The 15,397-nt window shown below is 42.8% G+C and carries 12 protein-coding genes; 3 read left to right on the top strand and 9 right to left on the bottom strand.

Annotation, left to right across the window (positions count from 1 at the left end; translation table 11 throughout):
• Positions 1–97: 97 nt before the first annotated feature.
• The 5 genes from ABNE31_RS02795 to ABNE31_RS02775 form a co-directional block, all read right to left on the bottom strand.
• A complete protein-coding gene (locus tag ABNE31_RS02795; RefSeq protein ID WP_349352292.1) occupies positions 98–928 on the bottom strand; it encodes a class I SAM-dependent methyltransferase in 831 nt (276 codons plus the stop codon).
• Positions 906–1,451 (bottom strand): hypothetical protein, encoded by a 546-nt coding sequence (locus tag ABNE31_RS02790; RefSeq protein WP_349352291.1) that lies wholly within the window; start codon positions 1,449–1,451, stop codon positions 906–908. The genes ABNE31_RS02795 and ABNE31_RS02790 overlap by 23 nt, the downstream gene beginning before the upstream one ends.
• A gap of 95 nt (positions 1,452–1,546) precedes the next feature.
• On the bottom strand, positions 1,547–3,415 hold the full coding sequence (gene mnmG / locus ABNE31_RS02785) for a tRNA uridine-5-carboxymethylaminomethyl(34) synthesis enzyme MnmG (RefSeq protein WP_349352290.1): 1,869 nt from the start codon (positions 3,413–3,415) through the stop codon (positions 1,547–1,549).
• 2 nt (positions 3,416–3,417) lie between these two features.
• On the bottom strand, positions 3,418–3,837 hold the full coding sequence (ybeY, locus tag ABNE31_RS02780) for an rRNA maturation RNase YbeY (RefSeq protein ID WP_349352289.1): 420 nt from the start codon (positions 3,835–3,837) through the stop codon (positions 3,418–3,420).
• The gene (locus ABNE31_RS02775; RefSeq protein ID WP_349352288.1) at positions 3,812–7,237 is read right to left on the bottom strand and encodes a DUF4175 family protein; all 3,426 of its coding nucleotides are present in this window, start codon (positions 7,235–7,237) and stop codon (positions 3,812–3,814) included. Before ABNE31_RS02775 ends, ybeY begins: the two co-directional genes overlap by 26 nt.
• Before the next feature lie 143 nt (positions 7,238–7,380).
• Between ABNE31_RS02775 and gltX the strand changes: the two genes are divergently transcribed.
• Both gltX and ABNE31_RS02765 read left to right on the top strand, forming a co-directional pair.
• Positions 7,381–8,877: a glutamate--tRNA ligase gene (gltX, locus tag ABNE31_RS02770; protein WP_349352287.1), complete on the top strand. Its 1,497-nt coding sequence runs from the start codon at positions 7,381–7,383 to the stop codon at positions 8,875–8,877.
• A gap of 92 nt (positions 8,878–8,969) precedes the next feature.
• Positions 8,970–9,908, top strand: a complete 939-nt coding sequence (locus ABNE31_RS02765; RefSeq protein WP_179383232.1) for an SPFH domain-containing protein — start codon at positions 8,970–8,972, stop codon at positions 9,906–9,908.
• Positions 9,909–9,974: 66 nt separating this feature from the next.
• Here the strand turns inward: ABNE31_RS02765 and ABNE31_RS02760 are convergent, their stop codons facing one another.
• The 4 genes from ABNE31_RS02760 to ABNE31_RS02745 all read right to left on the bottom strand — a co-directional run bounded on the left by ABNE31_RS02760 (position 9,975) and on the right by ABNE31_RS02745 (position 12,861).
• Complete coding sequence (locus tag ABNE31_RS02760) at positions 9,975–10,190, bottom strand: DUF6327 family protein (protein WP_293281217.1); 216 nt, start codon at positions 10,188–10,190, stop codon at positions 9,975–9,977.
• Complete coding sequence (locus tag ABNE31_RS02755) at positions 10,187–10,537, bottom strand: phage holin family protein (protein WP_179383230.1); 351 nt, start codon at positions 10,535–10,537, stop codon at positions 10,187–10,189. Before ABNE31_RS02755 ends, ABNE31_RS02760 begins: the two co-directional genes overlap by 4 nt.
• Before the next feature lie 3 nt (positions 10,538–10,540).
• Positions 10,541–10,870: a YtxH domain-containing protein gene (locus ABNE31_RS02750; protein WP_179383229.1), complete on the bottom strand. Its 330-nt coding sequence runs from the start codon at positions 10,868–10,870 to the stop codon at positions 10,541–10,543.
• 305 nt (positions 10,871–11,175) lie between these two features.
• Entirely contained in the window at positions 11,176–12,861 is a 1,686-nt protein-coding gene (locus ABNE31_RS02745) for a glutamine--tRNA ligase/YqeY domain fusion protein (protein ID WP_349352286.1), read from the bottom strand.
• Positions 12,862–13,136: 275 nt separating this feature from the next.
• Between ABNE31_RS02745 and ABNE31_RS02740 the strand changes: the two genes are divergently transcribed.
• A complete protein-coding gene (locus ABNE31_RS02740) occupies positions 13,137–15,395 on the top strand; it encodes a gliding motility-associated C-terminal domain-containing protein (RefSeq protein ID WP_349352285.1) in 2,259 nt (752 codons plus the stop codon).
• Positions 15,396–15,397 lie beyond the last annotated feature (2 nt).

Raw genomic sequence — 15,397 nt, 5'->3', positions numbered from 1 at the left:
GGGCGGCATAAAATCCGCTTTTCTCGCGGCATCTTTTTGAGTCAATACGATTCCCTTTAAAAGGCACAGTTCGCAACGCAGAGGGCCTTAAAACAACTTATTTCCCCTTTTTGAGAATATAAATCAAGGACGAGGGCTCCTTGGTAAAAACAGCTTTAAGGTTGGACCATAATCCGATGAAAAAAGCTTTGATGAAGTAGAATCTGTTTCCTTTGTATTTTTCGGAAAGCAGAGAGACATAAAATGCATCGAACCACATCGGTTTGGTCTGGACTACTTGCAGACCATGGGGGGCAAAAAGTTTAGAAATCGCTGTTTTTGAAAAATGCCAAAGGTGTCTGGGAACATCGTAAGCAGCCCAGAAGGATTTATAGTGTTGGGCATCCCAAGATTTAAAATTGGGAACGGCAATAACCAAAACTCCATCATCTTCTAAAAGTTCAACCAAGTTGGAAACCTGCTCCTGTAAATTCGGCAAGTGCTCCAAAACGTGCCATAAGGTAATGGCCTGAAACTTCTGGACAGCAAGTTTATCCAAGGTAGGCCATAGTTCCATGCCCTTTTCCTTTGCCAAGCCCCTTGCTTTTTCATTGGGCTCAACTCCGGTGACTTCAAAGCCAGCATCTTGGGCAGTAATGAGAAAATCTCCCGTTCCAGCACCTACATCTAATAAATTTACAGGTTTATCTATCTGATTTTCAACAGTTTGAAGCTTATTTTTAAGGTTCACAGCTTTAATCCAGTGATATAGCCGTTCTGTGAACGATGTTTTGGCATCTGTATGGGAAATATAATCCTCACTATCGTAGTACTTTGATAGTTTTTCTGGTTGGGGCTGGGTTATGAGCATATCCAAACTTTCATCCCGGTGCAATTCAAACTGCTCTCCAGAAACAGCATAATCCTTAGTTCTTAAAAACAAGTTCATTGTAGTTATCGGTAGCCAAATATTCTTTTTTCAGGTTCCGAAGATAGGACAAAACCTTTTGCCGCGAAACCGACTCTTCAGACAAACAGTCTTTTTCTGTATCAGTAAAGACTTCTATTGCAATGTACCAATTGCCGGTTCTAGAGGTATGGATATCATCAAAAACGGGTTCCATGTCGGTAGCTTTGTTCAGGGCAACATCCAAAGCCAAGGGAATAAGGTTGATAGTCTTTGTTGGAATCTCTACTTCGTAAAAGGAAAAATAATAGGTTGTATCCTCAATCAAAAAAGGAACCTGAACGTCCACATAGTAATCATTCAATTGAAATTTTGTGTTGACGTAGTGGTAAAATTCGTCAGCCTCTTTAGGGTCTTCAAAAACGAAAACATTCTTTTTGGGAAGGCCCTTTTTGAAGCGTTTCCCTTTTGCAATTTTATAATCTTTAATGTTTGGAGCAATGCGCAAAGGGATACAAGACTGGCACAACAACGCACACCATAGGATTAAGCGTATTCGTTTCATCTGGCTTAGTGTTTGATATAGCAAATCAAAAATCGAGCCGTTCTAGATGAATCAGAACCCAAAATTTCATGTTCCACGTGGAACAGTTCAGGCGGCTATCTGCCCAAATACACCAATAACACACTAATGTCTGCGGGAGAAACACCGCTTATCCTCGAGGCTTGTGAGATGGTAACTGGCTGAATGGACTGCAACTTCTCCCTCGCTTCATAGGATAGTGATTTCAACTTAGAGTAGTCAAAATTGTCCGGGATACGTACATTTTCTAACCGCTGTAACTTATCGGCATTTGTTTTTTCCTTCTCGATATACCCCGAATATTTCACTTGTATTTCGGCTTGCTCCAATACCTCTGCATCCAATTGGTGCTCCTTCACAAATTCTGAAACCGACTCCAATTCGAGCATATGCTTCATGGTAACCTTTGGTCTAGAAAACACTTTGAACAACTTATCAGATTGCTTTACTTGTGCCGAATTTAAGGACTCCAAAATGGGGTTTATTTCATCCGTGGTGAAGCTTGTCTTTTTAAAGAAGTCAATAAAATTGTCAGACTTGCTCATCTTCTCCTCCATCCTTCGCAAACGTTCCTCTTTGGCCAAACCAATTTCATAGCCTTTGGGGGTAAGTCTCAAATCGGCATTATCCTGTCGAAGTAAGGTCCGATATTCTGCCCTTGATGTAAACATACGATATGGCTCTTCAGTGCCCTTGGTGATCAAATCATCAACCAACACACCGATATAAGCCTCATCTCGTTTAAGGATGAACGGTTCCTTTCCGTTGATTTTTAAATGGGCGTTTATTCCGGCCATCAAACCTTGGGAAGCTGCTTCCTCATATCCCGTGGTCCCATTAATCTGTCCTGCAAAATATAGGTTCTGTACCAATTTTGTTTCCAGCGTATGCCTTAACTGCGTCGGTGGAAAATAATCGTATTCAATTGCATATCCTGGCCTAAAAAATTTAACCTGCTCAAATCCCTTTACCGACTTCAAAGCTCGATATTGAACATCTTCAGGAAGGGATGTGGAGAATCCGTTGACGTAAACTTCCACCGTATTCCAACCCTCTGGTTCGACAAAAATTTGGTGCGAATCCTTATCTGCGAAACGGTTAATCTTGTCCTCAATGGATGGGCAATATCGCGGCCCTATACTCTTAATTCTGCCATTGAACATTGGTGATCTTTCGAAACCCTCCCTAAGCAAATCGTGAACCAATTTACTGGTGTGCGTCATATGGCAATCGCGCTGCGTTTGCAAAATGGGGGTATCCAAATAAGAAAATTTCTCAGGTTGGCCATCACCTGGTTGGGGAATCATCTTGGAATAATCCAAAGACCTTCCATCAACTCTTGGTGGTGTTCCGGTTTTCATGCGCCCACTATCAAAACCAAGCTCAACCAATTGTTCAGTAATTCCTGTGGCCGCTTTTTCACCAGCCCTTCCACCGCCTAGCTGCTTTTCTCCAATATGGATCAAGCCATTCAGGAATGTCCCATTAGTAAGTACAACGGCTTTGGCTCTAATTTCCAAACCAAGGCTTGTTCTAACCCCTACGACTTTATCCCCCTCAATCAATAATCCATTCACCATCTCTTGGTAAAAATCGGCATTTGGGGTATTCTCCAAAGCCATGCGCCACTCTTCGGCAAAACGCATTCTATCGTTCTGCGATCGCGGACTCCACATGGCAGGTCCCTTGGATTTATTCAGCATTTTAAATTGGATGGCAGACTTGTCGGTAATAATACCACTATACCCGCCAAGAGCATCTATCTCACGGACAATTTGTCCTTTTGCAATACCTCCCATAGCCGGGTTGCACGACATCTGCCCGATGGTTTGCAGGTTCATGGTCACCAACAAGGTGCGAGAGCCCATGTTTGCGGCAGCCGCTGTTGCCTCTGCCCCTGCATGACCTCCACCTACAACAATAACATCATATTCCTTTTCAAACATATCTATGGTTCCACGTGGAACATTTTAATCTTTTCTTCTTCTTTATTTCGCATCACTTCCTTTTCCGCGTTGTTCTTGTCGCCGTATCCGGCAAGGTGTAAAACCCCGTGACTCATCACGCGTTTTAGTTCCGTTTCGAAATCCACCCCGAATACATCAGCGTTTTCTTTGACCCGCTCTGTAGAAATAAAGATGTCAGCAGCTATCCGGTTGCCATCCGTATAATCGAAGGTAATAATATCGGTAAGCGTATCGTGATTTAAATATTGCATGTTAAGTTCCAACAAGTATTCATCCGTGCAGAAAATATAATCTATCTGGCCTAAAATGTAACCTTCGGAATGCACTATCCTATTTACCCAATCGGAGTAGTCGGATGTGTTGCTTATCAAAAAATCACTTTTGAAATGGAACTCTATCATTGTCAAAATATACCTTTACTTTGCGCTCGTAATTTTTGCGCAAAGGTAAGGCTTGTCTATTTAATATTTCAACATCGTTTTGATACCTTTCCAGCAACTCCGGTTTCGTGGTAATCGGATTGGAGTATTGTTTTAAATTACTCTTGCTTTCCCGTTCCTTTTTTTGACCCTGTTCTAGTGAGGCATTTTCCAATTTCATCAACTGGTGCTGAATGTTGTTTGCTTTACTCCGCGTCTTATTTGTAATCCCATTTTCCAAAAGGTCATTTTCAAAGTCTTCCATCTGTTGCATCAATTTTTTGGCCAAATTCCTATCAGATTCGTTAATCATGTTCTCCAGTTGCCTTTCTAAATTCTGTCTTAAAAACTGTTGCTCTTTGTAAATTTCATATACTTCATTTAGGTCCATTTCTCCTAAACCATTCCCGTTTGATTCAGATGTGCCATTTTGTTCTCCCGTCTTTCCACTTTGCCCTTTTTGGCCATTCTTACCTTCACCTGTATTTCCTTCTTCGCCCTGCTTGTTGCCACCTTCATTCTTTCCGTCTTGCTCGCCCTCACCATCTGATTGCTGACCCTGCTTTCCTGATCCATTCATTTTCTCCTGTATCCCTTGTTGGCCTTTGATGATATCCGGTAACTGAAAATCCTGCCCTTCTCCGCTGCCTTGGCCCGGACTCATGTTCTGCTGCATATTATCCAAAACATTTGCCAAGAAATCTGCCAAAGCGTTTGTAGCATTGATCACATATTGTTGATACGAGGCACCTTGATAAATCTGATTATCGGCAATACTTTCCAAAGACTTATCTATGTTATAATACACCTCGGTGATTTGCTCGTTCACAAACTCAGACAATTCGGCCCTACGGAGTGAGAGGGCAAATAAACTATCATCTACATGCTCAAACAATCTACGAAGATCCTGCTGGCCCTTGACGGTTTTTGAGAACTGGGAAATATCTACATCCGCACTTTGGATATTATCAAAAAGGTTTTCCTGCTTGAAAGAAAATGTGACCAAATTGTCCAGTATTTGCCGGAGCATTTCAGCATCTTCGGCATCGGACTGACCTCCTCCTGAAGCACCTGACTTTAATGATTGGCTCATTTCGCGCATCTTCTGCGCTGCGGACTTTTGCTTTTTGGTGGCATTATTGCCAGCATCCTCCTTTTCCTTGGATTGTGAAGACTCTTCCATTCCCTGATGCTTATTTATTTCCTCAAGGGCATCTTGCTGGTCTTGTTTTATGGCTCCGGTCTTCGTTTCATCCGTATCAAGTTCGATGGGTTTCTTTAACTCTTGGTTATCATTCTCCAAATCCCGTATCTCTTTTTCCAAACTTTCAAATTCCTCATTAAGCCTTTTTTGCTCTTTGTCACTAAAATCCTCTCCCAACTTTAACTCTGATAAGGTCTCTTGCTTCCGCGCCAATTCTTCCAGCTCCTTAGCTATTTGTGATGCCTTTTCAGTGACGTAGTAACGCTTCGTCAACTCTAAAATCTGCTCTAGGTTACGTGTATTTTTACCTTGATTCTTACCCAACTCCTCAAGGCGTTGTTGTAGCTCCTCCTTATCAATCTTCTCCGCAATCTTTTCCAACTCTTCCAACAGTTTGGCATTTTTGCGAGCCTCTGCTTCTTGTCGCTCCAAACGCTCTTGTATCATCCGCTTCATTTCGGAATCTTCCTCATTCTTGTCAATGCTCTTATTTAAATCCTGGCTAAACTTTTCCATTAACTGCTCTTGCATTTGCTGTTGTTGCAGAAAATTTTTAATCTGACTTTTCTCCTCAAAATTCAAGGCCTTCTCTTCCTTCTGCAGCTGATTGATTTCGGAAAGCTTCTCTTCCTGTTCTTGTATGTTCTTCAAGGATTCCCCAAGCTTGTTCAATGTCGTATTCTGAAACTCCAACTCCTTGTTATTCAGCTGATTATCATCATAAAGAACAGCGTCAAACACCTCGCTTTGGGTTACCTTTCCGCCCCTAATACCATCATTATCAACCACTTCAAAGTAAATCTTATAGCTTTTACCCGCTTCAATCGCTAAACCGGACGGGAACGTATAATAGAACTGAGTGACATTGCCTTTTGGCGAATCCAAAACAAGACGTTGCACACTTTGTTTATCATCGGATGGATAAACCACGGCCCTAATCTCCCTTAAACCATAATCGTCGGCCGCTTGTCCAGCAAAATAAGCCTCATTGGGATTGAGTGAGTCCATTATTTGGTTCACCTGCACAGTCGCCTTTTGATCACGAATCACACCCAGGCGATACGCAAGCCTTTCAAAGTCACGTACCTTTTTATTGGATGTGGTTAATTCATACTCTACTTCATCAAATAGTCGCATTTGATGACTGAATACAGAACCATCCCGTTGAAAGGATTGTAAGGTGTCCTTGGTGATCATATCAATCTCGTCAACATTGCTCCCGGAAATTTTCCATGTAATCCGCGTACCCTCCGGTACCTCGGCATTACCTGTCCCAGATAGTACCTCAGAACTTCTTTTCAAATAAGAAGGATAATCCAATTGCAAGGAAAAATCAACCAAAGTAGGTGTTTCAAATGTGCTTACTTGATACCTTCTGGAATCCCATCCATTGGCCGTTAAATAAAAACTAAAGTTGCCAACAGGTGGTTGAAACGTATACACATAAACCCCATTACGCTCTTGCATCACTAAACGTTCGTTGCCTACCACCATCTGAACATCGCTCGGGCGAACCTCTCCAATAGTTCTCACTTCAATGGTCAAAGCTTCATTATCCAATACCTCCAAATCGGTGTTCAGCACCTCGAACACAAAAGGAGCAGGACGTTCATAAGCCACATCGTAATTTAGAACCCTTTTGTGGGAATTGAAGAACGAGACCACATCCCCGGTCACCCAAATAACAGCCAAAATACCCAATGGAATCAGGATGTACCTCGCATATTTTAGACTCTCCCGAACATTCACCGCATCCACAAAGGACACGTTTTTTAAATCCGTTGCCCTTTGCTCTATACTTGCCATAAGTAAATCAGACTTTCTTGGATTTTCCGAAAGCTCCAACAAATTAAGAAGTCTATCATCAACGTTGGGGAAATGCTTCCCAATCATTCGAGAGGCCAACTTGTGGTCAATCCCCTTACGAACCTTGAAAAGAAAAAGCAACGGAATAAGGATATACCTGTACAGCAGAAACAATTCTACAACCACAAACAAGATAAACATGGTCAATCGCCACGACTCGTTCATCCAAAGTACATATTCAAAATATGTAATGACAATCCAAAAAATAGTGCCTAAAGTCAAAAACAGGAAAGCTCCCTTTACCAATTGCTTCACATAAAAGCGGTTGATAAAGCGTTCCAGTTTCTCCAGAATGGTGTCGTAGGTGCTCAAAATCAATAGTAATTATTACCAAATTACCCGATCCTTACCAATTGAAAAGAAAAAATTTGTTAAACCTTGGTTTAAACCGATGCACGCACCCCTTTTCTGTTCAACCGCATCCATGTATCTTTGCAGCCTAATCAAGGTCGATTATGAGTCAAAAAGTACGAGTCCGATTTGCACCCAGCCCTACCGGTCCATTGCACATTGGCGGATTGCGCACGGCGCTTTTCAACTATTTGTTTGCCAAAAAACATGATGGTGACTTCGTTTTGCGAATAGAGGATACCGATCAAAACCGATTTGTGGAAGGGGCCGAGGCATATATCATTGAGGCCCTTAACTGGAGCGGGATTCCTTTTGACGAAGGACCGGGAAAAGAAGGAGACTTTGGACCTTACCGTCAGAGTGAGCGTAAACAATTGTATCAAGCTTATGCACAAGAATTGGTAGAAAAAGGAAAGGCTTACTATGCCTTTGATACGGCAGAGGCCCTCGACCAACATCGAAAAGACCATGAGGCCAAGGGTAAAACATTTATATACAATTGGCACAACAGATTAAAACTGACCAATTCCCTCTCTCTTTCCAATGAAGAGGTGCGGGCCAAAATAAATGCCGGAGAAGACTATGTCATCCGTTTTAAGTCCCCTGAAAATGAAAATCTTGTTCTAAAAGACATCATCCGTGGAGAAATTCACATCGATACCAATGTGTTGGATGATAAGGTATTGTTCAAAAGCGATGGTATGCCCACCTATCACTTGGCCAACATTGTGGACGACCATCTGATGCAAATTACCCATGTGATTCGTGGTGAAGAGTGGTTGCCTTCCTTGGCCTTGCATCAACTTCTATATGACGCATTTGGTTGGGATGCCCCACAATTTGCACACCTTCCATTGATCATGAAGCCCGTAGGGAAAGGAAAATTGAGCAAAAGAGATGGTGAAAAAGGGGGATTCCCCATATTTCCGCTTAGGTGGAACCAATCCGAAGGCTACCGGGAAGCCGGCTTTTTCCCCGAGGCGGTTGTTAATTTCTTGGCGTTATTGGGTTGGAACCCAGGCACAGAACAAGAAATTTTTACTTTGGATGAACTAGTAGACAGCTTTACCTTGGAGCGTGTCAATAAATCCGGAGCCCGCTTTGACCCAGAAAAAAACAATTGGTATAATCAACAATGGCTACAGAAAAAAAGTGATGCCGAGTTGGCAGAACTATATACAAAAGAACTTGCCCAAAAAGGCATCACTGCCGAAATGGATTATGTTGTAGAGGTGGTATCATCCATCAAGGAGAGAGCTTCCTTCGTTACCGATTTTTGGGACCTATCCGATTATTTCTTTCAAGCTCCCGACTCCTACAACGAAAAAGCGGTAAAAAAACAATGGAAGGAAGATACCCCTGAAATCATGCAACAGCTAGCTTCCCTATTAGAAAAATTGAACGATTTTTCATCAACAAATATCGAACAACAGGTGAAAGCATGGATTTCCGAACAGGAACTTTCCTTCGGAAAAGTGATGCCTCCCTTGCGTTTGGTAATCGTTGGTGACATGAAAGGACCGCATTTATTCGATATCATGGCGCTTATTGGCAAAGCAGAAAGTATCTCCCGCATACAGACCGCCATCGCCCACTTATAGGATTATTGGAAATGTAACATTATTTGAATATTGACTACTAATAATGTAGTCAAGTTTCGTAATTTCCATTTCTAACATAAATTCTAAACACTATGGGCAACTATTATCTAATACCGATTGCGTTTATAGCGCTGATTATCCTTTTTAAGTTCTTTTTTATTGTGAAGCAACAAACCGCTGTGGCTGTGGAACGCTTTGGAAAATTCCATAGCATCAGAAACTCCGGGCTTCAAATGAAAATCCCGATTGTGGACCGTATTGCAGGCCGGTTGAGCCTAAAAATTCAACAGTTGGATGTTATCGTTGAGACCAAAACCAAAGACGATGTATTCGTAAAGCTAAAAGTTTCTGTGCAGTACGTTGTCATAAAAGACAAGGTCTATGATGCCTTTTACAAACTCGAATATCCACACGATCAAATCACTTCGTACGTATTTGATGTGGTCCGTGCCGAGGTTCCTAAAATGAAACTGGACGATGTCTTCGTTAAAAAAGATGACATCGCCATCGCAGTAAAGGCAGAGCTACAAGATGCAATGCTTGACTATGGATTTGACATCATCAAAACGTTGGTGACGGATATCGACCCGGACGCGCAGGTAAAAGCCGCCATGAACCGCATCAACGCCTCAGAACGTGAAAAAATCGCGGCACAATTTGAAGGTGACGCGCAGCGCATCCTGATTGTGGAAAAAGCAAAGGCCGAGGCGGAAAGCAAGCGTTTGCAAGGTCAAGGTATTGCAGACCAGCGAAGGGAAATTGCCCGCGGTCTCGAAGAATCCGTAGAAGTGTTGAACAAGGTGGGCATCAATTCCCAAGAAGCCTCTGCTCTCATTGTGGTTACCCAGCATTACGACACCTTGCAAGCTATTGGTGAAGAAACCGATACTAACTTGATTTTGTTGCCAAACTCTCCGCAGGCCGGAAGCGACATGCTAAACAATATGGTGGCCTCCTTTACTGCCAGTAACCAAATTGGAGAAGCTATGAAGCGCAAGAAAAACGAAAAAGGTACGGATAACGATTCGTAAACCTGTTCCCAATACAAAAAGGCTCCGAAGACGGAGCCTTTTTCTTTTAATCAATGCTTTGCAACCTTAATCCAATTTCTTTAATATCTTTTTGGCGACCAAGGAGATAGCAACTTTTTGAAGCAAAGGAGCCAATCCTCCCAAAATATTGGTCGGATAGAGCTCATTCTTGGTGTTCTGAACGGCAAGCTTCACTTTCTCTTCCTCAATTTGTCGTTGCAATTTGAGAATTTTCAAGTCCCGATCGATTTCTTCAAATGATGTATATGTTCCTTGTATCATATCTCGTCAAAATAAAATTTAGAAAAACTCTTTAATAATGGCTTTTCAAATCTTTTGCGAACAGACCACAATATTAGACCAATCAGTACATAAATACCGCCAACCAATAAAAACCCTTGGGCCGTGTTGTTTAACAACATCGCAAACCAGAAGGCCAAACTTATGGAAAGGAACAAAAGAGCCATGGAAACCACACCGCCAATAACCAAGACTTTGGTGGCCATGGTGATTCCCTTCATCATGGACTTAAAGCTTTGGAGGCGGTAAAAGTCCAAACTATTCTTCACATAGGACTTTACCCCATCCTCCACATCGCCAATCTGTTCTTTAATTTCTTCAAATGCCATGGATTACTTCTGCAATTGGGCGTTCTTACTTCTCAAATCTTCGAGCTTCTTTTCCAAGGCAACCAAAATATCATCTGCCTTATAGCTCATGGTAGATAATGTATCCTCCAACTTTTCTTCGAATTCCACTTTTTTGGCATCCGCCGTTCTGGTGAATTCTTCTTTGGCATTGCTTAAACTTTGAGTGATATCATCTTTGGCCTTTACAGCACTCTTTTTGATTTTCTTTCTGGTTTTCTTTCCTTTATCCGGAGCATACAATATTCCAATTCCAGCTCCAACAACAGCTCCAGTTAATAATGCGGTTAATACGTTTCCTGTGTTATTTGACATAATTTTTTTGATTTTTGATTAAACTTCAGTGATACCGAATCGTAACCTATTTAAATGATTACTGAATCGGATTTATCCAAAAGTAATAGTGCGTTAGTGCACGGATCAATTCAAACGGTGGAAACGTTAACGCTTTAGCTAAATTTTGATGAAATATTGCAAATAAGACGCTACAAGCCATCTTTTGCTCACTTCCATGCCTTCAGTCGGCTTTTAAAAATTAGTCAAAAGAAACCCGCCAAAAAAAAGCCGTTTTCAATAAGGCAATTCAATGGCGGGGCAAAGTTTAATAAGAAAATATTATGTTACTCCTTTTGCTCCAATTTGGCCCACGTGTCGCGTAAGGTCGTTGTACGATTGAACACCAATTGGTCGGAGGTAGTATCTTTGTCGACATTAAAATAACCGAGACGTTGGAACTGCATTTGATCGCCAATCTTGGCATCCTTTAAACTAGGTTCCAAATAACCGGTTACCTTTTGCAACGAATCCGGATTTATGAAATCCAAAAAATCTTTGTCTTTATGACTATCAGGTGTGGCATCCGTGAACAATCTATCGTATAATCGTACCTCGGCTGTGATGGCATGCGCAATGGAAACCCAATGTAAAGTTCCTTTTACCTTTCGCAAACTCTCCTCGGTGCCAGAACCACTCTTACTTTTGGGGTCATACGTACACTGTACTTCGGTAATGTTTCCTTCCGAATCTTTGGTGCAGCTTTCAGCCTTTATAATGTATCCATTCTTTAAACGGACCTCCCCTCCAAGTTTCAGCCTAAAGAATTTACGATTGGCCTCTTCCCTAAAATCTTCTTGTTCAATGTACAACTCCCTTGAAAAAGGAACCTTGCGGCTGCCCGCGGAATCATCCTCCGGATTGTTCTCGGCCTCCAACCACTCTTCCTTACCTTCCTCATAATTGGTAATCACCAATTTTAATGGATTGAGAACCGCCATTACCCGAGGTGCAATTTGGTTCAAATGCTCTCGCACATGAAAATCGAGCAAGGATACATCTACCACATTGTCGCGCTTGGCAATCCCGATAGTGTCGGCAAAGTTTCGAATAGATTCTGGAGTGAACCCCCTTCTTCGCAACCCTGAAATGGTGGGCATGCGGGGATCATCCCACCCAGTCACAATTCCATTTTGAACCAACTGTAGCAGCTTTCGCTTGCTAACCACGGTGTGGCTTAGGTTTCTTCGAGCGAATTCTCGCTGTTTCGGGCGTAATTTATCCGAAGATACCACTTGGTCCAAAAACCAATCGTACAGCTCCCGGTGCGGTAAAAACTCCAATGTACAAAGGGAGTGGGACACCTGTTCAATATAATCGCTTTCGCCATGTGTCCAATCGTACATCGGATAAATACACCAATCGGTATTTGTGCGGTGGTGCGCTTTATGCAGAATGCGGTACATTACCGGATCACGCATAAGCATATTTGAAGATGCCATATTGATTTTTGCTCTGAGTACATGTGCTCCATCCTTAAACTCACCATTTTTCATACCCTCAAAAAGGCGTAAGTTTTCCTCCAAGGAACGATTACGGTACGGACTTTCTTTCCCTGGTTCCGTTGGAGTCCCTTTTTGACTCGCTATTTCTTCGGAGGATTGGCTGTCCACATAGGCTTTTCCATTTTTGATGAGCTCAACCGCCCAATCGTACAATTGTTGGAAATAGTCCGACGCATAGCATTCCGAAGCCCACTCAAAGCCGAGCCAGCGCACATCTTCCTTTATGGCCTCCACATACTCCTTTTCCTCTTTGGCCGGGTTGGTATCGTCGAAACGAAGGTTCACCGGGGCATTATACCGCAGTCCAAGTCCAAAATTGAGACAAATGGAGCTGGCGTGACCAATGTGCAAATAGCCGTTTGGTTCAGGTGGAAAACGAAACCTAAGGTCATTTTTGGAATAATCCTTCTTAAGGTCTTCCTCAATAATGTGTTCTATAAAGTTGAGCGATCTAGCTTCTTCTGACATACCAGTAATTTGATGCGCAAATGTAGTAAAATCCCATGTTGATAGCTATTTTTCCTGCTTCCGTGTATACAAAGTAGGCCATTTCACAACAGTTTTCCCAACACCTACAACAATATCTTTCCGTTCGTCGAAAATAGCGACATATTTGTTATTGGAATACTATATGAAAGAGAGGCGCCCGAACACCGTCTCTCCGAAGGAATTACGATTATTACAATTAAGGGGCACAAACTAACAGGGCTATATGGCCCATAACCTCTTAAATACTAACGGTGATGAGAAAAAGTAATTCAACCTATAGCGTTCTTGTTCTGGCCTTGGCTTTTGTGCTACTTGGTACCCTTACTTCGCAAGCCCAGATTCTACACAAGCCCGTACCGGCCGACAACCCCAACCTTGCTGGAAATTCCGCTTGGACCGCTGTCTGTGCTTCCGCAGGCTTTAACGAATATTTCGTGAACTTTACTTGGGATCCGCCCTTGGTGAACAGCAACAACGAATTTGTTCTTGAGCTATCGGATGCCAACGGCTTTTTCTCCGACCCCACCGAACTGGCCCGCGTCAGTGACAAAAACACAACTTTTGACTTTGAGTTTCAATTCGCTCTTCCTTCGGAAATGCGCGGAAGTAGCTATAAAATGAGGGTTCGAAGCACGAGTCCGGCCAAGACCAGTCCCGCTTCTGATGCCTTTTCCATGTATTTTATCGATTACAATGCGCCCTTGCTGATCAGCGAAAACGGAAGCGGATCCATTCCTTCTGGGGGGTTGATTCAAATTTGTGGTGGTGGAGCGGTCACACTAAAGCCGCACAACATTCCAAATGCCTCTACCTATATCTATAACTGGTACCGCAGTGGTACATTATTGCCCACAAAATCAGAAAGCATCACCGTTTCTGAACCGGGCATGTACTACGTGGAACTCGATTACGGGGATTGTTCCGGATCCGCCAACACCCTATCCAACACCATTGAAATATCCACTGGCACCAGTGCAGGCTTGGCCATCAACGGCCCAAGCAGCATTGCCATTTGCCCTGGAGAATCCCAGGTGTTGGAGGCCAGTATTTCCGGTATGGGACTAAAATATACTTGGTACAAAGATGGAGTCGTCGTAAACGGTCCTACTGTTGATGCCAGCACATTTAATGTAAACTCAAGCATAACAGGCTTTGAGGGTTCCTATGAGGTTGAAATTTCTGGAACAGGAGTATGTACCGAAAGATCGGCCCCTATTACTATCTCCAGAACCGGTTCGTTCGACATTACATTGAACAACAACGAAAATATAGTCTTGCTTCCTTCACAGACGAAAAACTTATCCGTCTCAACCTCGGCTACAAGTGCCAGTTATCAATGGTATAGAAATGGTGCTGCCATTGCAGACGCCACCAGCAATAGCCTTCTGATAAGCGAAGTGGGCGAATACTACGTAACAGTCACGGAAAATGGGGGTCCTTGTACGCCCGAGCCCATTGCCTCTGCAACCACCACGGTAGTATCTCCAGACTCTTTTGAGTTTGTGGTCGATTATGTGGGCAATTACACTTCTTGTGAAAGTGTTGACGCTACGTTGACCTTGACCGCTATCAATGCAGTAAGCGATAGTGGTGCCAAAACGGATGTGACCGCAGACCTACAAAATTCATTTGATTATCAATGGAAACTGAATGGAGCCAACATTTCAGGGGAAACATCAAAGACCATTACCCTATCCAATCAGGAAGACAACGGCGAATATACCCTAATGGGTTCCGTTGATGCTTTTGAGGCCCTGTCCAACAGCTTGGCCGTGACTTTGGCTTCCAATGAAACCTTACAGATTACAGCCAACGGCAATGTTCTTTGTGAAGGTGGGGAGGCCATCGTTCTGGAAACTTCCAAAGATTTGACCGATGTAACATTCCAATGGAAAAAGGACGGAGCTGTTGTTGATTCCTCATCCGACGCTTTCACGGTGAGCGAAACAGGTGTCTATCAACTTGTTATCACTTCCAACGAATGTCCATTAGTATCCAACGAAATCACCATTAGCGCTTTTGACGATTCGCTTTTGGTACTTGATAAACCCAAAGACCTCATCATTATTGAGGGAGAAACCCAAACCCTTACCGCTAGCGGTGCAGATTCCTATGAATGGTACGATGCAGGGAACAACCTAATTTCCTCAGGAAGTTTTTACGACTTTACCGAGGAAGGGGAATACCTACTCGTGGCCTATTTCGGAACCTGTACAGTGAGCAAAGTCATTACTGTTACCTACAGGGATATGTTCAATATACCAAATGTTATTACCACCAATGGCGACGGTATTAACGATTTATGGGTATTGCCCAACACCTATTCCAGAGATCCGAACGTACTTGTGACCATCTTCAATGAAAGAGGGGAGCAAGTGTTTAGCCAAGCTGGCTACGAAAACAATTGGCCGCAGTCCACCACAGCTTTCAACAAACAAAACATGATTTTCTATTACAAGATTACCCGTGGTGGCAAAAGCCTGAAACAAGGAACCATCACTGTTATTAAATAAGC

Origin of the sequence: Flagellimonas sp. MMG031, assembly GCF_040112705.1 — a bacterium.
Lineage (GTDB): Bacteria > Bacteroidota > Bacteroidia > Flavobacteriales > Flavobacteriaceae > Flagellimonas.
The sequence above is the reverse complement of the archived record's forward strand: the minus strand, read 5'-3'. Positions and strand labels throughout refer to the sequence as shown.